20 protein-coding genes and 2 pseudogenes are annotated in these 24225 nt (G+C 42.8%); 11 read left to right on the plus strand and 11 right to left on the minus strand.

All coding sequences use genetic code 11. The features are described 5' to 3' along the window. Positions 1-111: 111 nt before the first annotated feature. Positions 112-1626: a phenylacetate--CoA ligase family protein gene (locus tag V7K36_RS27575; RefSeq protein ID WP_335120865.1), complete on the plus strand. Its 1515-nt coding sequence runs from the start codon at positions 112-114 to the stop codon at positions 1624-1626. A 48-nt stretch (positions 1627-1674) separates the two neighbouring features. Here V7K36_RS27575 and V7K36_RS27580 read toward each other — a convergent pair whose 3' ends face one another. From V7K36_RS27580 to V7K36_RS27590, 3 genes are all read right to left on the minus strand, one after another. Further along, on the minus strand, positions 1675-2334 hold the full coding sequence (locus V7K36_RS27580) for a transposase (RefSeq protein WP_335120866.1): 660 nt from the start codon (positions 2332-2334) through the stop codon (positions 1675-1677). Between the two features lie 163 nt (positions 2335-2497). Continuing rightward, positions 2498-5743, minus strand: coding sequence for a HEAT repeat domain-containing protein (locus tag V7K36_RS27585; protein WP_335120867.1), 3246 nt, complete (start codon positions 5741-5743; stop codon positions 2498-2500). Positions 5744-5892: 149 nt separating this feature from the next. Next, positions 5893-6594, minus strand: coding sequence for a PEP-CTERM sorting domain-containing protein (locus tag V7K36_RS27590; RefSeq protein WP_335120868.1), 702 nt, complete (start codon positions 6592-6594; stop codon positions 5893-5895). A gap of 397 nt (positions 6595-6991) precedes the next feature. Between V7K36_RS27590 and V7K36_RS27595 the strand changes: the two genes are divergently transcribed. Further along, the gene (locus V7K36_RS27595; RefSeq protein ID WP_335120869.1) at positions 6992-8605 is read left to right on the plus strand and encodes a DUF1565 domain-containing protein; all 1614 of its coding nucleotides are present in this window, start codon (positions 6992-6994) and stop codon (positions 8603-8605) included. Positions 8606-9001: 396 nt separating this feature from the next. Here the strand turns inward: V7K36_RS27595 and V7K36_RS27600 are convergent. The 4 genes and pseudogenes from V7K36_RS27600 to V7K36_RS27615 form a co-directional block, all read right to left on the minus strand. Beyond that, a pseudogene (locus tag V7K36_RS27600) lies at positions 9002-9515 on the minus strand (IS1 family transposase); the annotation flags it as partial. 513 nt (positions 9516-10028) lie between these two features. Continuing rightward, complete coding sequence (locus V7K36_RS27605) at positions 10029-10643, minus strand: DUF5989 family protein (protein ID WP_335120871.1); 615 nt, start codon at positions 10641-10643, stop codon at positions 10029-10031. Beyond that, on the minus strand, positions 10636-11898 hold the full coding sequence (locus V7K36_RS27610) for a carbamoyltransferase family protein (RefSeq protein ID WP_335120872.1): 1263 nt from the start codon (positions 11896-11898) through the stop codon (positions 10636-10638). Before V7K36_RS27610 ends, V7K36_RS27605 begins: the two co-directional genes overlap by 8 nt. A 140-nt stretch (positions 11899-12038) precedes the next feature. Beyond that, entirely contained in the window at positions 12039-12653 is a 615-nt protein-coding gene (locus tag V7K36_RS27615) for a hypothetical protein (RefSeq protein WP_335120873.1), read from the minus strand. A gap of 53 nt (positions 12654-12706) precedes the next feature. On the opposite strand from V7K36_RS27615, the gene V7K36_RS27620 reads away from it, so the two are divergent. From V7K36_RS27620 to V7K36_RS27640, 5 genes and pseudogenes are all read left to right on the plus strand, one after another. Further along, positions 12707-13318 (plus strand): Uma2 family endonuclease, encoded by a 612-nt coding sequence (locus tag V7K36_RS27620; RefSeq protein WP_335120874.1) that lies wholly within the window; start codon positions 12707-12709, stop codon positions 13316-13318. Between the two features lie 244 nt (positions 13319-13562). Beyond that, positions 13563-13667 (plus strand): annotated as a pseudogene (locus tag V7K36_RS27625) (type II toxin-antitoxin system HicA family toxin); the annotation flags it as partial. Positions 13668-13729: 62 nt separating this feature from the next. Further along, positions 13730-14911 carry a DUF58 domain-containing protein gene (locus V7K36_RS27630; protein ID WP_335120875.1) on the plus strand — a complete coding sequence of 394 codons (1182 nt, stop codon included), beginning with the start codon at positions 13730-13732 and terminating at the stop codon, positions 14909-14911. A 206-nt stretch (positions 14912-15117) separates the two neighbouring features. Beyond that, positions 15118-15483: a ferredoxin thioredoxin reductase catalytic beta subunit gene (locus V7K36_RS27635; RefSeq protein ID WP_292772661.1), complete on the plus strand. Its 366-nt coding sequence runs from the start codon at positions 15118-15120 to the stop codon at positions 15481-15483. Beyond that, complete coding sequence (locus V7K36_RS27640) at positions 15480-15872, plus strand: DUF309 domain-containing protein (RefSeq protein ID WP_334827863.1); 393 nt, start codon at positions 15480-15482, stop codon at positions 15870-15872. Before V7K36_RS27635 ends, V7K36_RS27640 begins: the two co-directional genes overlap by 4 nt. A 141-nt stretch (positions 15873-16013) precedes the next feature. Here V7K36_RS27640 and V7K36_RS27645 read toward each other — a convergent pair whose 3' ends face one another. The 3 genes from V7K36_RS27645 to V7K36_RS27655 form a co-directional block, all read right to left on the minus strand. After that, entirely contained in the window at positions 16014-16904 is an 891-nt protein-coding gene (locus V7K36_RS27645) for an NmrA family NAD(P)-binding protein (RefSeq protein WP_335120876.1), read from the minus strand. 47 nt (positions 16905-16951) lie between these two features. Continuing rightward, on the minus strand, positions 16952-17413 hold the full coding sequence (locus tag V7K36_RS27650) for a DUF6640 family protein (protein ID WP_335120877.1): 462 nt from the start codon (positions 17411-17413) through the stop codon (positions 16952-16954). Positions 17414-17679: 266 nt separating this feature from the next. Further along, the gene (locus V7K36_RS27655; RefSeq protein ID WP_335120878.1) at positions 17680-18564 is read right to left on the minus strand and encodes an AraC family transcriptional regulator; all 885 of its coding nucleotides are present in this window, start codon (positions 18562-18564) and stop codon (positions 17680-17682) included. A gap of 357 nt (positions 18565-18921) precedes the next feature. Between V7K36_RS27655 and V7K36_RS27660 the strand changes: the two genes are divergently transcribed. From V7K36_RS27660 to V7K36_RS27670, 3 genes are all read left to right on the plus strand, one after another. Continuing rightward, positions 18922-19419, plus strand: a complete 498-nt coding sequence (locus tag V7K36_RS27660) for an LptA/OstA family protein (protein ID WP_334827869.1) — start codon at positions 18922-18924, stop codon at positions 19417-19419. Positions 19420-19449: 30 nt separating this feature from the next. Then, positions 19450-20178, plus strand: a complete 729-nt coding sequence (gene lptB, locus V7K36_RS27665) for an LPS export ABC transporter ATP-binding protein (protein ID WP_334946538.1) — start codon at positions 19450-19452, stop codon at positions 20176-20178. 233 nt (positions 20179-20411) lie between these two features. Beyond that, complete coding sequence (locus tag V7K36_RS27670) at positions 20412-21527, plus strand: LptF/LptG family permease (protein WP_442948521.1); 1116 nt, start codon at positions 20412-20414, stop codon at positions 21525-21527. Positions 21528-21887: 360 nt separating this feature from the next. On the opposite strand, the gene V7K36_RS27675 is transcribed toward V7K36_RS27670, so the two are convergent. Next, positions 21888-22508 (minus strand): CP12 domain-containing protein, encoded by a 621-nt coding sequence (locus V7K36_RS27675; RefSeq protein ID WP_335120880.1) that lies wholly within the window; start codon positions 22506-22508, stop codon positions 21888-21890. A gap of 394 nt (positions 22509-22902) precedes the next feature. Between V7K36_RS27675 and V7K36_RS27680 the strand changes: the two genes are divergently transcribed. Then, the gene (locus V7K36_RS27680; RefSeq protein WP_335120881.1) at positions 22903-24216 is read left to right on the plus strand and encodes a hypothetical protein; all 1314 of its coding nucleotides are present in this window, start codon (positions 22903-22905) and stop codon (positions 24214-24216) included. The last annotated feature ends 9 nt before the right edge of the window (positions 24217-24225 follow it).

Genomic DNA, 24225 nt, shown 5'->3' on the forward strand with positions numbered 1-24225 from the left:
GACACGGGAAAGCGAGTCTGCGTTCGCGCAGCGTCTCGTAAGAGAGCGTCATTACGAATTACGAATTCTTTTAACGGTGTTGGTTCTACTTCACGATAAACAACAAGCGTCATGAACTGCAAATCACAACAGCAGCGAGCAATTAAAGCATTTGAAGATTTTTTGTCTATCCCCTTAGAAACGTTACTGCAACGGCATCTCAACACTCAAACTTCGGCAGCTTTGAGTTTATTCCATGATGTGGCGGCTAATGTACCAGCCTACAAGGCTTTTTTAGCAGAAAGGGAAATTAATCCCGCGACTATTCAAACCTTGGAGGAGTTTCAAAAACTACCAGCGATCGCTAAACAAAATTATATACTGCGTTATCCTTTAGCTGACTTGTGCCGCAACGGCCAATTAGAAGCCTGCGACATGATAGCTGCTTCATCAGGTTCCAGTGGTAAACCGACATTTTGGCCCCGTTTTTTCACAGATGAACTCCAAATCGCCATACGCTTTGAACAGATTTTTCACGATAGTTTTTATGCAGATACTCGACGTACCCTAGCAGTGATTTGTTTCACTTTAGGCACTTGGGTAGGTGGAATATTCACTACTAATTGCTGTCGTTATCTTGCTAGCAAAGGTTATCCCATCACTGTAATTACTCCTGGTAATAACAAAGAAGAAATTTTGCGAATTGTCGAGGAACTTGGTTCAGCGTTTGAGCAAGTGGTGTTATTGGGATATCCACCATTTTTAAAAGATGTGATTGATACTGGTATCGCTCATGGTGTGGAGTGGCAGCAATATCAGATTAAATTAGTGATGGCGGGAGAAGTATTTAGTGAAGAATGGCGGAGTTTAGTTGGTGAAAGAGTTGGTTCACAAAATCCCTGTTATGATTTTGCATCACTTTACGGCACTGCGGATGCAGGAGTTTTGGGTAATGAAACACCGTTAAGTATCTGCATTCGCCGTTTTCTGGCAGAAAATCCCGATGCAGCTAGAGCTTTATTTGGGGAATCGCGTTTACCCACGCTAGTACAATATGATCCTTGCAGTCGCTTTTTTGAAGTTCACGATGGCGGATTGCTGTTTTCAGGAGATAACGGTATTCCCTTAGTGCGTTATGACATCTTGGATACTGGCGGGATAATTAATTATGATGCCATGCTGCAATTTTTAGCAGAATGGGGATTTAATCCGCTCGAACATCTCCGTTCTGACACTCAACAATCACCTAGAGGTATTCATCAGCTACCTTTCGTTTATGTCTTCGGTCGTTCTAATTTTACAGTTTCCTACTTTGGTGCAAATATCTATCCCGAAAATGTGACGGTGGGATTAGAACAACCAATAATTCAAGAATGGGTGACGGGTAAATTCGTGTTGCAGGTGAAAGAAGATGCAGATAAGAATCGATTTTTATTTGTGGTTGTGGAGTTAGCACCAGGAGTAGAGGGTAGTGAAGAGAAAAAAGAAGCGATCGCATCTTCTATTCTTTCACAACTGCTACGCCTAAATAGCGAGTTTGCTAATTATGTTCCCGTAGAATATAAAACACCACAAGTTACATTAGCTCCAATGGGTGATTTTGAATATTTCCCCATTGGGGTGAAACATCGTTATACCCGTCAATAGTACTAGGCGCGATGAATCAAACACAAGAAGACGCGATGAATCGCGTCTCTACAAGGGGTGATGGGGTGGTTGTTCGCGATCGCGTTCCCAATTGATTGGGTTATTGATAATATATTGTCTAATTTTGTCGAGGGCGAATTCATTACGAATTATATTGTCATGAAACCTTCCTTGCCATCCAAAACCTTCATATATTTGATTAATTTCAAATGTACATCGTCCTTTGTACCACCTAATAATGTTAGAAAGGGAATTTTTAGACAACATCGGGTTAAACAACCCAGTAACCCCACCCCGTTGACCATCCCCCCTTGTAGAGACGCGATTCATCGCGTCTTCTTCCTGTGTTCGGGCATTCACCGCGTCTTCTTGTTGTGTTTGATTCACCGCGTCTCCTTCTTGTGTTTGATTAATAACCAAAATTCCATGAATATGATTAGGCATGACGCAAAAGGAATCTATCTGGCAATTAGAAAAATGATTAGGAATCTCGTACCACAATTTATGAGCAACTTCTCCAATTGGCGATCGCTGCATTTCACCCTCCACAACGTCACCAAAAAAGTATTTTTTACCGTCGGTGCAAATAGTAACGAAATATCCGGCATTGCTAGCATAACTCCATGCTGGCAAACGTGTTGAATCAATTCGATATTTACCTTTGTATTTAGGTTTGTTGTTTTTTGCTTGAAGCTCATCATTATTCATGATTACATCTTTGATTGATACAAAAATTTATGCAATTATTGCTTTGCATTGATGTAATTGCCAACCCAAAAAACTCGGAATTATTCTCACTATGTAAATGATGGGAAGGAAGAAGACGCGATGAATCGCGTCTCTACAAGGGTTGCACCGATATTTTTGTTTTCTATTTTCGATTTTTCACTTTCTCTTGTTGATGCCAAACTTGATGAAAATCTGGGTAGACCATACTTTGGGCGCACTTCCAGATAACTTTGTAGCAATTATCATCAAATCGCTCAAAGTCATTTTTGTAAGTTTCAGGTGATAAATAATCCTTCAACACGGTAACAACACTCGGCATCTGTTCCTCTAACATAATTTTCTCTAAGCTTTCTGCCGCTTGCCATTGGGTGAAATAATCCAGTTGTGGATTGCCGATTAACTCCACCAAAGCAGCGATCGCTTTTTGGTTGCCAGGGTCAATTTGCCCTAAGCTAGATGCCGCTTGCCATTGGCTATCATGATCCAGTTGTGGATTGCCGATTAACTCCACCAAAGCAGCGATCGCTTTTTGGTTGCCAGGATCAATTTGCCCTAAGCTAGATGCCGCTTGCCATTGGGTTAAATAATTCAGTTGTGGATTGCCAATTAACTCTACCAAAGCATCAATCGCTTTTTGGTTGCCAGAGCCAATTTGCCCTAAGCTTTCTGCCGCTTGCCATCCGGTATTATGATCCAGTTGTGGATTGCCGATTAACTCTACCAAAGCATCAATCGCTTTTTGGTTGCCAGAGCCAATTTGCCCTAAGCTTTCTGCCGCTTGCCATCGGATATAATCATCCAGTTGTGGTTTGTCGATTAACTCCACCAGAGCATCAATCGCTTTTTGGTTGCCAGAGCCAATTTTCCCTAAGCTAGATGCCGCTCGGCTTCGGATAGAATCATCCAGTTGTGGATTGCCGATTAACTCCACCAAAGCAGCGATCGCTTTTTGGTTGCCAGGATCAATTTGCCCTAAGCTAGATGCCGCTTGCCATTGGGTTAAATAATTCAGTTGTGGATTGCCAATTAACTCTACCAAAGCATCAATCGCTTTTTGGTTGCCAGAGCCAATTTGCCCTAAGCTTTCTGCCGCTTGCCATCCGGTATTATGATCCAGTTGTGGATTGCCGATTAACTCTACCAAAGCATCAATCGCTTTTTGGTTGCCAGAGCCAATTTGCCCTAAGCTTTCTGCCGCTTGCCATCCGGTATTATGATCCAGTTGTGGATTGCCGATTAACTCTACCAAAGCATCAATCGCTTTTTGGTTGCCAGGGTCAATTTGCCCTAAACTTTCTGCTGCTAGTCTTCGGATAGAATCATCCAATTGTGGTTTGCCGATTAACTCCACCAGAGCATCAATCGCTTTTTGGTTGCCAGAGCCAATTTGCTCTAAACTTTCTGCTGCTAGCCTTCGGGTAAAATCATCCAGTTGTGGTTTGCCGATTAACTCCACCAAAGCAGCAATCGCTTTTTGGTTGCCAGAGGGAATTTGCTTTAAGCTTTCTGCCGCTTGCCCTCGGGTATGAGCATCCAGTTGTGGTTTGCCGATTAACTCCACCAAGGCAGCGATCGCTTTTATGCGATTTGTCTGAGAGAGTGCTGTCTCTGCTCCCTCTGGGATTGGTGTGAGAAATTGTACCCACTTGTTTTGTTCAAGCTTAAACTCACCAAAGCGCCATTTAACTATTTCCGCCACAATAGCATCTGCGTTGCAAGAATTTTTCCACTCATCAACCCCCGCAGCAGCGAGAAAATAAGCGCGAAACTCGTAAAATCCCCTTGTGACTCTATCAATAGCACTGTATTCTCCGCACCCATCATCAAACTCCATCAACGCCTGAATAAACTCTTCCCTATCTTCCCTCTCCACATCTTCACGTCCCAACCACAGCAAAATCACCTCTTTCCACTGCGGGGCAAAAATGCGATAAACGCCTAGCGCGGGGTTGTCGGGAACATGATTCAGAAACTCGTGCCAATCAGCGATCGCCAACGCTGCAAAATATTCCTCAAATGTGGGATGGTAGAAAGCGTAAACTTTCTCTTTCGTTGCTGATTCCGCAGCCAGTCCAACTTCATTTAGCCATCCCAACTTTAACGCTAACCAAAATAAAGAATTTTGCTGTTTTGGATCGCCTAATTCCTCACACACAAGCTTATGACGTAGCCGAAACCGTGACGTTTCTTGATCAATTGCCCGTTTTGCCAAACGTCCCAACGCAGTGTTTAATTCCTTTTGCTGCTGTTCAGTGGTAGGGAAGCGGTTTTCTTTCCACTTGTAAACCTCTTCCACAAACTGCTGAGAAAGTCCGGCTTTAGTTTCGGGTAAACCTCGATCTGAACCTTGCCAAGTGCTACACAACAGCGCTAACCGCAAAGGATTTTTAACTAAATCTTGGATGCGCTGACGTTCAGCTTGATTTAACTCCCTCCATAATTGTTCCCCCTTGTTACTCCCCCTCTCCTTAATAAGGAGAGGGGGCTGGGGGGTGAGGTTCCGAGGTTGAAACCACTTCTCAATAAACTTTTGCACTTGTTGCGGATATTCAAAATTGAGTAACCGATACGTCTCGAAATCTGCTAAAGCGCCGGCGTTTGCTTCCCAAATATTCACCCGACAAGTCAGCACAACCCGCGCATTTTTCACCCATCCCGTCAACTGCTGGGAAATCTCAGTTAATGGTTGGAGTGAAGACATTTCATCTGCTGCATCCAACAACAACCACACACGATTATTCTTGAATAAATCTGCGAAAGCCTTTTTCTGTTCTTCTGTTGCATCTTCTACTGGTTTTAAAGCATCCTCCAGCCAAACTTGCAGCAGATAATCTTTTACACTCTTTCCTTGCAAGTCTGCCAAAGAAATCCAAATTGGTAAACCGAGATTATTGTCTAATATCCAAAAAGCTATAGTTTGCAACTGAGTAGTTTTTCCCGCACCCGGTTCCCCAATTAAAGCGATGCGGTGTCTTTGAATTTTACCAACACCATCACGGATAACTTTCTCTAAAAAAGCCTCATGTTCAAATCGCTGCTTCTCTTCATAACTCGGTTCGTAAAGTCGTGAACCTTCTTGTGCGGAAATATCCTCGCTGCACTTCTTCGGTTTGGTACGCTCCACCAATGCTAAAGGGACATGAATTTCCTTTAACTCAAATTTCATCTCATCATCAGCAAACAGCAACTCATTTGTGCTGAGACTCTTGTGCTTTTTCAGCATAGCGTCGCAGATTTTTTGCCAATCAAACTCGTCTGATTTCTGGGAATTCGTTTGTAAAGCTTTAGATTTTTCTGGTCTACTGGTTTCCCATTCCTGGTCAAATTGCTTCAGGTTCTTTTCCTGATTTTTTGACCACAGTTTCAGCGTGAAGTGCCAAGTCGTCATCAGAACTTTAGCTGGCTTAACTGCTGTTGTCTACCAAATTATATGGCCAATTGACAATTTTATATCGTGGAAAATATTGATATAAATTTGCCAACATGGACATTAATTTAGCAATCTAAAACTATGAGTTTGGATAGTATTTATCCCAATCATGCCACTAGTGATTTCTTAGAAGCATTGCGCTTTTTCAAAGTAATTAATCCCAGACCAGCTAAAACGATTCCAGTAATTGCAGTGGGTTCTGGAACAGCAGTTACCAGCTTCACATCATCAATATAAGAACCGTAAGTATCTAATGGCCCGGTATAGTTAAATTGCACCCGTGATAATGCACTGTTAGCCTTGAAAGTCGTAGTAAAGATTGACCAAACAGTATTTGAACCACCGGCACCATCAGAAATGTTTTGCGTGAGGATGTTACCAACATTGCTGGGATCACCAACCAAGATATTAAAGACATTCTCTCCGGCGGCTGTATTTGGACGAGCAGAGTAGGCAAAAGATAGAGTGTAGTCTTGTCCTGCTACAGTTGTAACGTCTTGGTAGAAACCCAAGGGATTTTGTGCATCAAATTTCTTCGCATCATAATTATGACTATCCAACTCAACTAAGTTAAAACCATCATAAGGAGCGCCAGCTACATTACGTTGAACTTCAATTTGGCCGTTTGGTGTTGCAGTCCAACCGTTGATACTGGAATAGGTTGCCCAACTATTATTAGACAAAATTGTATCTTCAAAACTGCCATTAGCGAGTAGGTTAATTTGAGAAGCTGCTACTGGGCTGATACCTACGCACGAAAGAGCAATGAACGCTGCACTAATTGATAAAGTTCTGAGAGATAATTTCATGATTACTTGTTAAAGAGGGAACACATCAGGTTGACACTTAAACCAAAGAAATTAAATTAAAAATCTTAGGTTTTCATTTTTTTTCCGTCACTTCTAAACTTTAAGTTCCTACGTATAAATCCGCAATGAGAAAACGAATATGTTTACCAAGTTTTCTTGCAAAGATTATTTTTATTAATTTGTTGATGAATTTGAATGTCAAATCCCAAAGTCTCGTATAAATACTGATGCCAGCAAATATACATAAGATTTAATTGATGATGAAACAATAAAGCATAGCAAATAGACGACGCGGTAAGGGCACAGCATTGCTCATTGGTGTCAACTTAAGAAGGTTTTGCCCAAATTCGTTGAGTGTAAGGCGCTAGGATAGCTATGTGTTTTATTAAGTATAAATATGGCTCAAACTTTTTACGTAAATCCAGTATCAGGCAGCGATACCAACGCTGGTAGCCAACAAGCCCCGTTCAAAACTATTACCCAATCCCTTAAGGTAGCTAAAGATAACACCAAGATTCAACTAGCAGATGGAAATTACAATGCTGTTAGCGGTGAAGTCTTTCCGCTAACGATCGCATCTGGTGTAACAGTGGTGGGTAATGAAGCCAACAAAGGCGATCGCATTTTGATTGAAGGAAGTGGTAACTACCTGAGCCGTACTTTTGCGGGTCAGAATGTCACATTTGTGTTGCTGGATAAAGCCGAACTTCGGGGGGTCACTGTCACAAATCTGGCTAGCCGTGGTAGTGGTGTGTGGATTGAATCAACTGCTCCTACTGTTGCTAATAGCACCTTCACCAACTGTAAGCGGGAGGGAGTATTTGCTACAGGTGAGGCTAACCCAGTTATTCTAGGTAATGTGTTCAGTCAGAATGCAGCCAATGGGATTGCGATCGCTAAAAATTCTAAAGGTCAAATTCAAGATAATACCTTGTTCAAAACAGGTTTTGGCATTGCCATTAGTGATACTGCATCACCCCTACTTCGAGATAACAAAATTTACGAAAATCGTTCTGGAATTGTCATCTCTGGCAGCACTCGTCCTGTATTGCGTAACAATGTCTGTGAAAATAATACTGACGATGGGATCACCGTAATTGGAAGTGCCCTACCGGATATCGGCAGTACCAATAATCCAGGCGGCAATACTCTACAAAATAACGGTAAGTTTGATTTGCAAAATACCAGTTCCAACAAGCTGGTTTCTGTGGGAAATAAAATAAATCTGTCTAAAGTCACGGGAAACGTAGAGTTTGTAGATAATTCGGTTCCGACACCAACACCGATACCAACACCAACTCCAACACCAATACCGACACCAACTCCAACTCCAACTCCGACACCGATGCCAACTCCAACTCCGACACCGATGCCAACTCCGACGCCAACTCCAACGCCAACTCCAACTCCGACACCGATACCTACGTCTACTATCGAATTAACCGATATTGCCAATCATTGGGCAGGTGGGTTTATTCGGGAATTAGTCAAATTGGAGATAGTTAATGGTTTTCCCGATCGCACATTTAAACCCGATGCGACGATGACACGGGCGCAATATGCCGCATTACTGGTAAAAGCTTTCAACCCATCACCAAACCGCCCCGCGATCAAATTCAAAGATGTACCCGCAGACTTCTGGGCATCCAAGGTAATTCAGCAAGCATATCAAGGTTTATTTCTCTCTGGTTTTCCCGACAATAGCTTCAGCCCCAACAAAAATATCCAGCGCGTGCAAATGATTGTCTCTCTAGTGAATGGATTGAAGTTATCTGCTGATAGTGCAACCGCCATCAAAACTTTCGATGATCAAGCAAAAATTCCTGAATATGCCAAGGATGAGGTAGTAAAAGCTATAGACAAGCAGATTATTGTCAATCACCCGAATCTCAAACAACTCAATCCTACCCGCGATGCTACACGCGCTGAGGTAGCTGTGATGGTATATCAAGCCTTGGTAGATGCTGGTCGTGTAACAGCGATCAACTCACCTTATATTGTGACTGCTTGATTTTTAAACTGTTTTAAGCTAATCGGCATTTAATTTGCATAATCAGGGCGGGCAAGATGCCCCTTTCAAGGGTAGGTGTTTAAGAAAGTTGCCAAATGAAGGTATGATAGCGAACTGAATTTGTGGTTTCTACCCACAAATTCAGGGAGAGCGATCGTTAACTTTCAAGGGGGTTGTCTTTGGATGCAAGTGGTCAAAAATGAGCCATTAAATGAGTGGACCAGAACAGCGATCAAAAAAATTCCACATCTGACCAAATCTCAAGCAGTTGTATTCGCAATGTGGAGTTTTGGCATTGTAATCACCCAATCAAGTGGTTTAACAACAGTTTCTGTATTTTTAGCGACATGATTGGGCAAAAAAGAGAACATCTTCCGATCAGTAGTGTGGATCAGTTAACCCCCTGCGATGTAAACGTGCTAAGTAATGACGTAAATGGGTATTTTCTCCTTCAACCTGGTCATATAGGTTTTGCTCACAATATGGTCTCCTGGAGAGATAAAACAGGGGTAAACTTTCCATCCATCTGTAACATAAAAATAGCACTGCCAAGTACAAACAATCTCCCACAGTGGTTGAAATGTTTCTGCACTATGGTCTCCCAGCACCCAAGCCAAAATTCCTTGCCTTCGGCAGGCTTCGCCAACATGAAAATGATTTACGGCTGTCCACAACCAAATTTTGTTTTTTTTGACCCGACAAAGGTTTCTAGTTCATCTAACTCTCCAACTTCTGGAATTTCATCTTCTTGTGGTGCATCTGGAAGTTGTTGAGCAATTTGTTTAACCCAATAAATGATTTTTGTATGATCAACTCCTGTAGAACGCTCAATTGCGCGAAATCTCATACCATTAACGTACAGCTTCAAACATTCTTGTTTAACTTGATCAGAATATCCTTTTGGTGGATTACAGTGGTATTTTCTTTACTGATTTCTCACGGTGTACGGGGTAGTTCCTATGCTTTATATCTCATGACTGGACTTTTACCTTGGCGGACATTTGCAGAAACAATTTTTCAAGGTAGCAATGCTTTTATACAAAATTCCATAAGATCCCCGACTTCTTAGAGAAGTCGGGGATGGGAGCATCTCAGTTTTGCAAATATACCAGATGAGAAATAAGATTCTTGCTCCCTCTCCTTACCAAGGAGAGGGTTGGGGTGAGGTTTTACAAGGCTTTTTACGAAAATGAGATGCTCTTGTCGGGGATCTTATTGTTCACGAATGATTTAGGATTGCTATAGATATCTATACTTTTTCAATCCGGTGAGGTACAGGTATGCAAATAGACCTAACCCCCTTCCCGAAGCGGGAAGGGGGAAAAATTCCAAACCTCTCTCCTAAAAAGAGAGAGGTTTGGAGAGAGGTCAAAATTGTACCTCACGCTTGTCGAGAACCCCTATAAGCAAATTTAAACCCAAATCAGAACAAAGTATAGATAAAGGGAGCTAAAGCTGATGATTTAACAAAGAATAGAATTAAACCTAAAACTAGCAGCAGAACTAGCACTGGAATTAATAAGTAATGCCCGTTACGAATAAAATAGGCAACTACCCAAACTAGTTGTAGCATTAAAGGACGCTTTTTAGCCCCAGGTTGAAGCGGTTGTATATCCTCTCGGCTTTCCCACTTTATCCATCCTTCAGCTTGAGCCATGAATTTATCTTGCCAAACATGGAAGGAATTATTTGTTTTTTGTTTTCTGAGCAATACACCTATCGGTAAAATAAATAAAAAGTAGCTGGCTAAAAGAATTAATAGAAATATCTTTTCACCTATCTTTTCTGTCAGGTGCCGCAAGAAGCTGTGGAACAAAGAAATAGCAGAGGGAACAAGAAGACTGATTGTTATTAATCCTATTCCTATATAAAGAAGGGCTTTCCATAAATTATCATGACCGTCGATCGCAAAGAAATAGCGAAAACCACCAACAAGCGTCATCAACCAACCCAGAGTTAACCCAAAAACAATCTGTTCTTGAAGTTGAGCCAGATGTTTTCGTTGCTTCAATCTTTGTAAATAAGAGAATTTAGTCAAGTTCAAACCTCCTCAGCCATTGAGTGCGTTCTTCATCCGAAAGAGGTTGCTGTTTTTGGGAATTTAGGTCAAAAAAGCGATCGCCAATCACCAAGTAATCAATTTCTGTTACCATGAAACAACGATAAGCATCCTCGACTGTATTTACAATTGGTTCGCTTCGGACATTGAAGGATGTATTAACAATTACAGAACAACTAGTTAAAGCTTTAAATTTGGTTAATATCCCGTGCATAAAAGGATTGCGATCGCTATCCACAGTCTGAACACGAGCCGAATAGTCTACATGAGTTACAGCCGGAATATCCAAACGTGGAACTTTCAGTAAATTAATGCCGAATAGACCCTTTGTTGCTGCGTGTACCCGTCTGCTCTCTTTCACCGGATAAGCCAGCAGCATATAAGGACTTTCTTGCTGAATCTCGAAATACTCTGCTGCATCTTCTGCTAATACCATCGGTGCAAAAGGGCGAAAACTCTCACGAAACTTAATCTTTAAATTCATGTGGCTTTGCATATATGGAGAGCGAGCATCGCCTAAAATTGACCTGGCTCCCAAAGCACGCAGCCCAAATTCCATTCGTCCCCGTGCGACTGCGACAACTTTACCCTCTGCTAATTTTTGAGCGATTAATCCTTGCAGTGTTTCCTCGCTATGAACCTGCCAAACTGCTTCTAAACGCTCTAGCATTGCATCATCTAATTCCGAAGCAGGGGGGATATTAGTACCCAAGAAAGCTCCTTGCACCACATCAGGTTGAATAGGAGTTCTAATGTTACTTAGTTTTTGATACCAGAACCACAAAGCTGCTCCCAAAGCTCCCCCAGCATCCCCAGCAGCAGGTTGAATCCACAATTGACGAAATGGCCCCTCGCGGGATAATTTGCCCATTGCCACCACATTCAGGGCTACTCCTCCCGCCAAACAGAGATTTTCCTGCTGGGTTTGTTGATGAACGTAGCGTGCGATCGCCAATACCGCCTCGTTTAAGATAACTTGAATACTGGCGGCAATGTCCATTTCCTTTTGAGTAATCAACGACTCTGGTGGACGGGGTGCGCCGCCAAATAGTTGGTGAAAGCGATTATTGGTCATTGTTAAACCGCCGACATAATCAAAGTAATGCTGATTCAGAATAATCGAGCCATCAGAATTGAGGTAAATCAGCTTTTCTCTGATTACATCATGCTTTGCGATGGCGTAACCGCCCCCCGGAGGCGATCGCACTCTTGCAAAACAGGTATTTGACCACAAAACCAGTCAGGCTATAGGTTCGGCAAGCTTATCCTTTAATTTTCGGCAATCTTTTCGTTTAAGTCACACTTAGTGCCATTCAATTCTGAAACATTGCGGCCAAACTATCCTTTAAATCACAAATCCTCTCAGCGTTTCCATCACCTCACTAGTTCGTAATATGGTTCAAATTCTGTTTTTTCACAAATCTTGCCAAGCTTCTGATATTCGCGTTTCGTAGATAGAATGAGGTGTTTGATGTGGATTGGACTATCTTCTTCCGCAGCTCGGAAGGCAGCGGTGAAGGTTTTGCCATCGAAGACCAGAATTGCTGTCAGCTCTGCACCGATCGCAATCAATGGCTCATCGGTTTCAAAGATTACAGGTTCTTCCGGTTCGGGGGGCAGCATGGGGGTGGCGATCGCACTCTGCGGTGGCGGTTCAACCTGAGCACCGATCTGAGTCCCTTGGGGAATATAAACTGTAGGCGGTGCGGGTGAAACCAACGTAAACGTCACCTCTGCCCTGGGTGGAGCAGCAGCTTTTTGCTCGACCCCAATTAGTTGGAGAAACTTGATGTAATTGCGATCGGGCACCCGATTCAGGCGAAATAAAATGATTTCACCGAGATAGGAAAACAATTGCATCATCGTGATGCCCGGATCGGAGAGATTGTGATCAGTCCATTCCGGTGCATAGCGAGGAATTAAAGACCGTAACTCTTCAAACAAGTCTTTAAAACGGCGATCGTCTAGGTTGGGGGCTTCGAGAGGCATTATGGACAAATCAATTATTTTTAAAGCTTATGATAGTCATGCTGGCAAACAGTATGTCACAATTCAGGCAGGGATTGCTAGAGGTGAACGCGATGCCCCCACTACTCGACCGAAGTACCGACCAACGCATCGTCCATTATGGGACGTGGGAACAGTTCAAGTTCATCCAAAAGGGTTTTGACGGTTCTCCTGGTGTGCGGCTGTTTTACTATGACGATACGATTGAGATTCTCATGCCGGGACGTGAACATGAAATTTTTGCAAGTATCATCGGTTATTTAGTAACAACCTTTCTCGTTGAAAAGGGTATTTTTTTTCAGCCAACCCGCTCAATAACCCAGGAAAAAGAAGGGGTTGTTTCGGTTCAAGCGGACGAGTCCTACTGCATTGAAAGCGCCAAACCGATTCCAGATTTGTCCATCGAAGTCGTTTTTACCAGTGGTGGTATCGGCAAGTTAGAGCGCTATAAAGCTCTGGGAGTACCGGAAGTCTGGTTTTGGGAAGATGGGCTGCTGACGCTCTATCATCTACATAATGGCAGCTATGAACGCATTGATCGTAGCCAACTACCCGGACTCAATGACCTCAATTTGGATTTGCTGAGACGCTACATTTTCATGGCTGAGACTGACGCTGGTGAAGCCATTAGAGCGTTTCGTCGATAGATTTAACACTCATCTCTCGCTGCTGCTTTCATTTCACACATTTAAAATATAGCAGTTTTAAATCATTTGTGAAAATTATATATCTCTTTCTTCTTTCTTACCTTGGCGTCCTTGGTGTCCTTGGCGGTTCGTTTCCTTATCTATATTTTTCACGAATCAAATAGGACCGCTATAGAAACGATCCAATTATTTTAGAATGAGCATAACAGCGTGAAAAAATGGGGTAGAGAAGTAGACAAAATCCATGCCCAGAAAAATTCGAGAGTTGAAAGCTCAGATTGCGCGTGAAGGATTTGTTTATCTCGCCAAGCGTGGTAAAGGTAGCCATGAGCGTTGGCGACATCCTTTGGCTTTTTTGGCAAACCCCTGAGACACTGTGAATTTCGGGTGGTATTGGGTTAAAAAAGAAACATGAAAATTATCAAACCCATCACCAATTGGTTAGAAATCCACGCTTGTGCCCCTTCTTATGGCGGTTGGATACTAGCAGCAACCGCTATTTGTTTTTTTGGAGCAGGTATTAATACGATGGCTGGTTGGCTGTATGCCATTAGCGGCATCAGTTTTGCCCTTTTGGGTGTAGCAGCTATCTTACCACCGCGATCGCTCACAGGTCTATCCATCACCCGCCGTCCCATGCAGCCTGTGTCAGCCGGCGATGATCTAACGGTGGAATTAGAAATCCGCAATCAGACACAGCAGCCTGTAAGCTTATTGCAAGTTGAAGATATACTACCCTTCGTCTTGGGGAAACCAGTACAAAAGGCAATCGAAACAATTCTTAGCCAAAGCAGTTATCGTTGGGTATATTACCACCCTACCCAGCGCCGGGGTATCTATCGCTGGCACACAGTCGAACTGGGTTCTGGTGCGCCTTTGGGATTGTTTTGGTGTCGCCGTCAGCGTGATTGTGCTGCAATGGCGATCGTCTATCCCACAGTGTTACCCTTGGCTACCTGCCCCTTAGTAGATGGAATGGGGCAAGAAGAGAGCAAAAGGGGCGATAGCCGTGGTAGACCATTGCAGACAGCGACAACAGGGCTGGTGCGATCGCTCCGTCCCTACCGCATTGGAGATCCGACACGTCTGATTCACTGGCGGACTAGCGCCCGCTATGGCGAATTAAGAGTGCGGGAGTTAGAAATGGTGACAGGTGGACAAGAAATAGTTATTGCCCTTGACAGTGCTAGCAATTGGCAAGAAGAAAACTTTGAACAAGCAGTAATTGCCGCAGCTTCACTGTATTTTTACGCACAACAACAGCAATTAGAGGTGCAACTTTGGACAGCATCAACAAGTTTAATTAAAGGCGATCATTTTGTTTTAGAAACCTTAGCAGCAACCACAGCCCTAGAAGATGCCAGTTCAGTAGTTCCTAAAAGCTACCCTTTGATTTGGCTGACTCAAAACTCCCTGAGCCTTGCGACTCTTCCTCAAGGCAGTCGCTGGGTTTTGTGGCCAAAAATTTCCTCACCAGCAGAACCAGAGGTAATCAATTGGGAACACCCTGGTATAGTAATGCAGCGCGATGTCTCCGACGGGCTACGCTTACGCTCACTGCAATCGCAACTGCAAAAAACATTACATTCATAAATCAATTCAAATTTTATAATTCCAAAGACTGCTGACAGGTTAAGCTTGGGCGATTTCGGAGATTTTGTTTGATCCCAGCACACCCGACATATCAGCCTTTGAGCAAAGGTAAAACAATTGCAACAGGTAAGTTTGGGGAAATACACCCAGTAATCCCCACATGAGGCTGAGGTACAATGCAAAGAAATATTTAAATTATGAGCGACATGATCACATCAGAACATAACACAAAATCCAGCGATAGAAGTCTAGAGGCAATGCGGCATTTTTCCGAACAATACGCCAAGCGTACTGGAACATACTTCTGTTCTGAACCCTCTGTCACCGCAGTTGTGATTGAAGGACTAGCCAAACATAAAGACGATCTAGGTGCGCCTTTATGTCCCTGTCGCCATTACGAAGATAAAGAGGCTGAGGTTCACGCCACATATTGGAACTGTCCCTGTGTGCCAATGAGAGAACGCAAAGAGTGCCATTGCATGTTGTTCCTCACCCCTGACAACGAGTTTGCTGGAGAAAAACAAGAAATCTCTCTCGAAACAATTAAAGAAGTACGAGAGAGCATGGGATGAGCGAAATCATGCCCCAAGAGTTTTGGCAAGGCGTAGAACAGTTCAATTCTGGTCAGTTCTATGCCTGTCATGACACTTTAGAGGCTTTGTGGATTGAAGCAGGCGAACCAGAAAAAACCTTTTATCAAGGCATTCTCCAAATTGCTGTAGCACTGTATCATTTGGAGAATCGTAACTGGCGAGGTGCAGTAATTCTACTTGGAGAAGGCAGTAATCGCCTACGGCGTTACCCATCTAGTTACGGTGGGGTTGACGTAGATGAGCTATTGAGTCAAAGCGCAGCATTGTTGACGACATTACAACAAATAGGAGCAGACAAGATTAGCGCTGGCGAACTGGGTGAAAATGAAGCTTTATCTTTACCTATAATTGTCCTAGTTAGCGATTAATAAAGTTTAAGCAGGTGAAGAAAAACAAGGAAGATAGGGAGAAAAATTACTTCCTTGTCTCCTTGTTTTTCTTTTGTATAGCTTTCTTGTCTATTCCCTCAACTAAAAATTGTCCGGAGTATTGTTATTTGGAGTTGTACGTTAGATTTTTGAAATTATATCAATAGCGCTTGTCCACTGAACATTAGGATATCGGTCATTATCCAGCGGTTTATTTTGGACGCTAAACATACTATACAAATACTGACTAGCTTGCCAATCCGGATACATCTGTTTTTCTCCTTCCGGGTGTGCCGCCCGCTCCCTTTTGTTTGAGGCAGAAAAATCTTCCAAGCTTCCCATTGGGACAAGTTTAAAATTTGTCTTTTTAACTTCTTCGCCTATAGCAATCAATTCGTCTGGACTAATCTGGAAACTGGCAATCCGTAGAATTGTTGGAGTTGCGGAGTCTAACGCTGCGGCTGCGGTATAATCTGCCGTATTGTCCATAGTCGAAAAGTCCACTTTCCAGTCAGGATTATCTCCCCAATAGGCGACACTATGGTCATTTGGATTATAAAGCGGCGTATTATAGCTCAATATATCTGCAAAAGCACCATTTAGTATAGAGGTTGCAGCGATTGGCGATTTGTCCAGGTATTTATGGAACTCTTTTCTTAAATCAAAATTTCTGTTTTCACCTTCAGGCATTTTTGTAAAGTCAGATGAAAAATCAGACGGAATGAAGCGGGGTACGCCCGCAGCTATGGCTGCATCAAGCAATAGCGTTTGGGAATCTACGATTACATCGTGTAGCCCTGCCAACGCAGAGACAACACAGGATACGCCTTGGCATGCAAGTTTAAGCTCTTCAACATCTGATATGTCTACTGCAATTACCTCAGCACCAAGTTCGGTCAGTTTCTTTATTTTCACTGGGTCAATTTCGTTACGGCTAAGGACACGTACTTCCGCCCCTCTTTTTATTAAAGCTTTAACGATTCGTCCACCGAGATTACCTGTTCCGCCTGCTACTAAAATTGTTTGTTTCATATTATTCTCCAAAATTTAACTTTTGTGCTGTGTAAATGGTTATGGTTTTAGATGGCTGCTTTTTTAAGCGCTCTGTTTTCTAAGTAGTAACCTAGTGCAATTAAAGGAAAAATAACTATAATGTCCAAAATTAACTGGTTAAGTACAACGCCAAGTATTTTAGGCATTTGTACATGATTGATTCCGGAATCTACCAATGCGGTACCGGGGAACAGTATGGCAGGCAGTTGGGCTAACCAATATAATGATGTCAAAACTGTAGCTTCGTTTAACTTTTGCTTTTTCGTTATTCCCTGTCTAAACCATAAACAATATATGGCTAGAAAACCGAGCATGGCACCTAATACCATAGTTTGCGCGTTGTGAAATTTAGCATGCGGAGTCCACGCCGGGTTATAAATGTGCGTTATATTCCAATCCGCGAGATAGGGAGATACACCAGTAAATATTGCAACTAAAGAAATTAATATTTTGCCTATTGTCCATCTTGATTTTGTTGTTGAAGTCACGGTTTAAGATTTTAAATGAAACTTTTCTACTATCTGAGTATTTAGCAAATTTGAAGCGTCGAAGGAAAAAAACACATCGCCGTCAAACTCAGCTTTTTGCGTCGCCATTAGACGCGATGGGAGGTTTCCCTCTTCATCAAAAGATTCGTCTTTTAATTGGTATTTTAGGTAATCTTCTCGCTCAAAGCTTTCGGTTTTCGAGATAATTGTTGTCTTTTTGCGCTTTTAGAATTTTTTCTTTGATATCTGCTGATAATTGAAAAATATTATCCTTCACGATAGGCTTTTGGAGAGATGCCGACGAGTTTGCGAAACTGCGTTGAAAAATGACTGTGATTGACAAAGCCGACAGCCAGCGCAATATCAATGATCGGCAGCCTTGTTTGGGTGAGCAGTTGCTTGGCGCGCTCCATTCTTTGATGAGTAAGATAAGCGTGCGGGGCCAAACCGGTTGACTTCTTTAAGGCACGAGAAAAGTAATACGGACTCATTCCGATTGTCTCGGCAATTTGTTGCAGCGAGAGGTTTTGATCGAGGTTAGAATTAATATATTCAACTGCTCGGCGGAGTTTCACTCCTGTCAATCCACCTGATAATTCGCGCACATTCTGTTCGGATGCAGAATAGTTCCGGATCAGATGCACGGCGAGGGTAACAGCCAGTGACTCAATGTAAATTCTGCCAATCGCGCTCGCCCTCTTAAACTCTGCGTGAAGCGCGCCACCAAGCTGGGTGATTAAAGAATCGCGAATGCCGCCGATCGCCGTGATCTCAACCTGACTACCGCGAAATGATTCGCCCACGGCACGCTCGACAAATTCGGGTTCTAAATCAAACATGACAAGCTCAGTGTCCCGATCCCATAAAAGGGTATGCGGTTGATAGGCGGGAGCAAGAAAGACATTTTCCAAGGTTAGTTTTTGAGAATTTTGCCTGCTGTCTGTCGCAGACAATGTGACGGCGTTAAATCCGGAGGTCAGGAGCGGAATTGTAATCTGGATGGCGTGGTGCTCGTGTACCGGATAACGGCTCGAAGCGGTATAGAGGTAAGTTACATTCAGTCCCTTCCATTTGAGCGGCAGTGAGACGTTCGCCGATAGAAGGGCATCGACATTATTAACGATCAGCGGCGAATTTTGGTTTTCTAACATGGGGTATAAGTAGCAATCGAACAAAAACATACCCTAACGAAGCAAGTAGTTAAATTTTGAACCAAATTTATAAAATTTAGTTATAGTTTTTTATATAAAAACAGAGAAACCAAATTTTATCAAGGTTTTGGTTAAAGTTGATACTAATCAGGTGTAAGGTGTGGCGAAAAAAGTTAAGACCGTTATATTAAGTTGTGGTGGATTTTAGATAAAATCTGCTGAAACCTTGAGGTTGGGGGTAGCGTCACTATTTCAGCCAGTAGTTATCGTAAATCACTCCAGATTGTATATTTCATATCTGGATAAAGTAGTTGAGATAATTAGAATGCAAGCCCAAATCCTGAATCCCCAATTGCTATGATGCCCTGCTATCAATTGCCAATATCACAAATGCGTCGCTTTGGATTAGCTTTAATGCTGCCAGTTGCACTCTTAGGCGCTTTTGTCTTCCCTACCCAACTGCAAACCGCTACTGCACAAACATCTGGAGCAAATCGCCCCCTCACTATCCGCGCTGATGTGCAAGAATATGACGCTAAAAATCAAGTAGTTACCGCTCGCGGGAATGTGCAAATGTTGTATCCTGCTCGCCAGATTCAGGCAACATCTGCCCAAGCACAGTACTTTAGTAAAGAACGCCGAATTGATTTCAGTGGCAACGTCTATATTTTGCAACAGGGCGGTAACAGTATTCGGGCGGAGAAAGTAACCTATTTAATTGATGAAGGGCGATTTGTTGCCTTACCCCAATCGAACCGTCAGGTAGAGTCCATCTACATGGTGCAGGAATCAAATAATAATGGACAAACTGCGACACCTGCCCCAAAGACACCAGCATTCAAACCTTCTAATTAGCATCTACCACCAAGAAAGGGTGCCTCCAGCGTGAAAATTGTTTTAGAGAATATTCACAAATCTTATGGCAAGCGAGTAATTGTCAATCGTGTCAATCTTTCTGTTGCTCAGGGCGAAGTCGTTGGTTTACTAGGCCCCAATGGGGCTGGTAAAACTACGACCTTTTACATTGCCACAGGTTTAGAAAAACCCAATCAAGGAAAAGTCTGGCTAGGTAATCTGGATGTTACAGCAATGCCAATGCACAAAAGGGCGCGATTGGGTATTGGTTATCTAGCACAAGAACCAAGTGTTTTTCGCCAACTCTCGGTAGAGGATAATATTCTGTTGGTGCTAGAGCAAACGAATGTGCCACGATGGGAGTGGTCAAGGCGACTAAAAACTTTACTGCGGGAGTTTCGGTTGGAAAAATTAGCCAATAGCAAAGGAATTCAACTTTCTGGTGGTGAGCGACGGCGGACGGAATTAGCAAGGTCTTTAGCTGCTGGACAAGAAGGGCCAAAATTTTTACTTTTGGATGAACCATTTGCGGGAGTTGATCCGATCGCAGTCTCAGAAATTCAGCAAATTGTGGCACAACTGCGCGATCGCGGCATGGGAATCTTAATTACAGATCATAATGTCCGCGAAACCCTGGCGATCACCGATCGCGCCTACATCATGCGCGAGGGACAAATTCTCGCTTTTGGCGCTGCTGACGAACTCTACAGCAACCCCCTCGTGCGACAATATTATTTAGGGGATAATTTTCAAGTCTAAATTAACAATTATTTAGTTAATATTTTCAAAGGATATTTTTATTGTTTATTTTTAAGCCTAAATTTCTTAGTTAATTTCATTTTGCTTTCTCAGGTATTGAGAATTTAATTTTGATATTAAACAGATGCTTTGCTTTACTAGGGGTTGCTAATATTTAACTTTTCAAGTTGCTTATGATTTCAAAGAAGCTCACGTCTTTCTACAGCCTCAATTCGCTGCTGCCTTTTACGATCATGGATCGCTATCTTACCAGCGAATTGTTAGCGCCGTTTTTCTTTGGTGTCGGAGCTTTTTCATCACTTGGCGTTACCATTGATGCTGTATTTGATCTTGTCAGAAAAATTGTAGAATCTGGGCTACCTATAGACATTGCTATTCAAGTTTTTTTGTTAAAATTTCCCAACTTTATCGTTTTAGCCTTCCCCATGTCTACGCTGCTGGCTACTTTGATGACCTACAGTCGTCTTTCTAGCGACAGCGAACTAATTGCCCTGCGTAGTTGTGGGGTCAGTGTCTATCGCATGGTGCTAACTGCTGTGATGTTAAGTCTTGTGGTTACAGGAATGACATTTGTGTTTAACGAACAAATTGCACCAGCAGCAAATTATCAAGCGGCGATGACTCTGGATAAAGCCCTGAAATCAGACAAGCCAACTTTTAAACAGCAAAATATTTTCTATCCTGAATACCAGGATGTTGTCCAGCCGGATGGCTCTAAGAATAGGAGATTGACACGCTTGTTTTACGCCGACCAGTTTGATGGTAAGCGGATGAAAGGTTTGACAATTATAGACGGCTCAACAAAAGGTCTGAATCAAATTGTGGTATCAGAATCTGCCCAGTGGAATCCTTCGCAAAATGTCTGGGATTTTTACAACGGTACGATCTATTTTGTTGCTGCCGATCGCTCTTATCGCAACATTGTTAGATTTGAACACCAACAACTGCAACTACCGCGCACGCCATTAAGTCTGGCAGAAAAAAGCCGGGACTATGGTGAGATGAATATTTCTGAAGCACTACAGCAACTAGAAGTGGAAAATCTCGGTGGCGATCGCCAAAAAATTCGTAAACTCGAAGTGCGGATTCAACAAAAAATCTCTTTACCTTTTGTATGCGTAGTTTTTGGCTTAGTAGGTGCAGCGATGGGAAGCATACCGCAGCGAACTGGAAGAGGCACCAGCTTTGGGATTAGTGTGATCGTAATTTTTTCATACTACTTAATTTTCTTTATTAGTGGTGCGATCGCGCAAGCAGGTGTCCTCTCTCCCTTTATCGGGGCTTGGTTGCCCAACTTTCTTTTTTTGGGAATAGGTCTATTCTTATTGATCCGAGTTGCCAAACGGTAAATTGAGGAAGTGTTACCGTGTACACACAAGTTATCCAATTACTCAAAATAAAAACCTCACCCTGTCCTTAATCCCTCTCCTTACCAAGGAGAGGGACAGGTTTTGCTACGCAAAACCAGGGTGAGGTTTTCTTAAGCTATTCGATAAACCGTAAATTGCGTCCAGAGAAACTTGTGTGTACACCGTAGCCTTCTAGGATAGGGCTTACGCATCAAGTACGAAATGTAGGGGCAATACCCTGCGGGAAGCCGCTTTGCGTCTACATGAATTGCCCCTACGGTAAATCAAGGCTTTCATTGCCTTTTTGCGTAAAAATTTGTAGGAGAGAGGTCAAATTAAAGCCATCGCACTCACCTTCAATTACGGATGATAATTTCGACATTCCGGTGCATCTGGGTTTTCCTTACAGTATTCTTCAAAAGAAACTTTGGCTGATACCATACCCTCAGCTTTCTGATGAGCTGCTTCTGCTTGGAGTTCTTCTACCTCATCCCAAGCGGCTGCACAGGATTTAGAATAGGCACCTTGTTCAGTGCAAATAGCACGAGCCTGCTCAATTGCTTTTTGAATTCTCTCCTCCAGCAGTAGCGCTTGTGGCGCTTCTACAAAGTCGCTTTTGGTCAAAATGTCGGTAATCGAGATGATGCCCAACAGCTTGCCTTGAATCACAGGCGCTCGATGGATACCAGTGTTAGCAAATAACCGCGCTACATATTCCACACCCAAATCAGGATTTACTACAATGCAGGGCTTGCTCATAATTTCATAAACCCGCACTTGCTTTGGATCTTTACCGTAGGCTGTTACCTTATAAACAATATCCGTTTCTGTGAGAATGCCATAAGCATCATTGTCATAGCGACGGTCCACAACCAGCGCCCGCAATCTTTTTTCCTTCATCACCCCCACTGCTTCAGCAACAGTCGCCGAACCGCGAATGGTAACTACGTCTTTGGTCATGATATCTTCAGCTTTCATCATTGCTGTAGTCTCCTGGTTAATAGTATGGTGCAGCAGTGCGCCTTCAGAGCGCACAGTTTGCTAACTAGAAAGTAAAAAAGTTGAACTTTTGTCCGGCTACAACAATAAATTAGACCAGTTGTCAACTCCTGATGTTATCCAATGTGACCGATACCCAAAAACTAACCATAAATTGCCATAACTTTCTACAAAATCTTGCCAAAGCACTCCAGCCGCTAATAAGTAAATTTTTGACTTGGTAATGACTAATAACTGATGGAGAAGTTAGGATCAAATCACCATTCAAACTTAAGTTGAGATATTTCCTGTTGAGGAAAGCAAAAGCATTAAACAGCAACCTCTTCAGCTTCAGTCAAGTTTTCCCGATTTCAAGTAAATTTCAATTACCAATCCCATGCCACATCGACATTATCCTCCCGCATACTTACGCTATCTCAGAGCCAGATTATTATGGAATCTAGGGCGACCTGCTTTTTGGGGAACTGCAATTTTTTTATCTGTAGTAGGGCTAGGAACCTGGGAATACTGGTCAAATCCAGATATTTTCGTTTATAAGCAAAAAAACCAAGTCGCTTCACAAAAGCCTGCTGATTCCGAGTTGTCAGCAGAAAACAGAGCTATTGCAGCCGATATTGATAACTTGCCAGTTTTATTTAATGACTTTGAGCAAGCAACTCTCTCAGCACCAGCAAATACCCCGAAGGAAAACACTCAGGGAAAAAAGAGCAACGACTTATTAAACGATACAATTAACACGCAAAAGTCTGCTAGTGATACCAAATTAAATCCTGGTTTAGGCGTTAATGGCGACACCTCGCCAGCCCTGAAAAATCCCTTTGTTGTCCAAACAGAAAATTTATTGCGTACTGGGACGGTTGATAATAATAACCAGCTTCTAGGTCTTAAGACCTTAAATGCGGCGTCTGAAGCAACGGGGGAGGGACAAACATCCTCTAGCCTGGGTATTGGATTTACTAATCAAACCAACAAGAATCAAAATTCTCTCTCTATCAGCCCTCTGCAAGCGGCGCTCAACCAATCGACAAACCAGAAATTGTCTAACTTGAATGGTACTGCAACTCAGACAAATGCATCGGGACGAGTCTCTGACCCAGGAACAACGCTAATGCCACCCATCAACAGCTTACCTAGTCAGAATTCTCTACCCAGTACTGGGTTAACTGCTGGGACAGGCTACACCTCAACGGGTGCGAACTTACCACAAAATTCCTACAGTAATTTAAATAACGGTCAGGTATTGCCTAGTAATGGGTTAACTACTGGTACTGGTTATACTTCAACGGGTACGAACTTACCGCAAAATCCCTACAATAATTTAAATAGTGGTCAGATAGTGCCTAATGTATCACCATTGACACCCCCAGTCACCTCTGGCGCACCAAGTAATATTGCACCTTACTCTAGCCAGAGTCCAAGTCAAGGCGTTGTCACCCCTACAAACCCTGTAGGATATGGGAATTATGGCTTGCAGCAGCCAACACAACTACCACAGTCATATGGGAATTATGGTATGCAGCAGCCGACACAACTACCACAGTCATATGGGAATTATGGTATGCAGCAGCCAACACAACTACCACAGTCATATGGGAATTATGGTATGCAGCAGCCGACGCAACTACCACAGTCTAATTACCAATATCTTCGCCAGCTTCAACAGAAGTATACAGGTAATGGGCAAAGATGATTTTAAGCA

The sequence above is a fragment of the Nostoc sp. genome (assembly GCF_036919555.1).
Lineage (GTDB): Bacteria > Cyanobacteriota > Cyanobacteriia > Cyanobacteriales > Nostocaceae > Nostoc.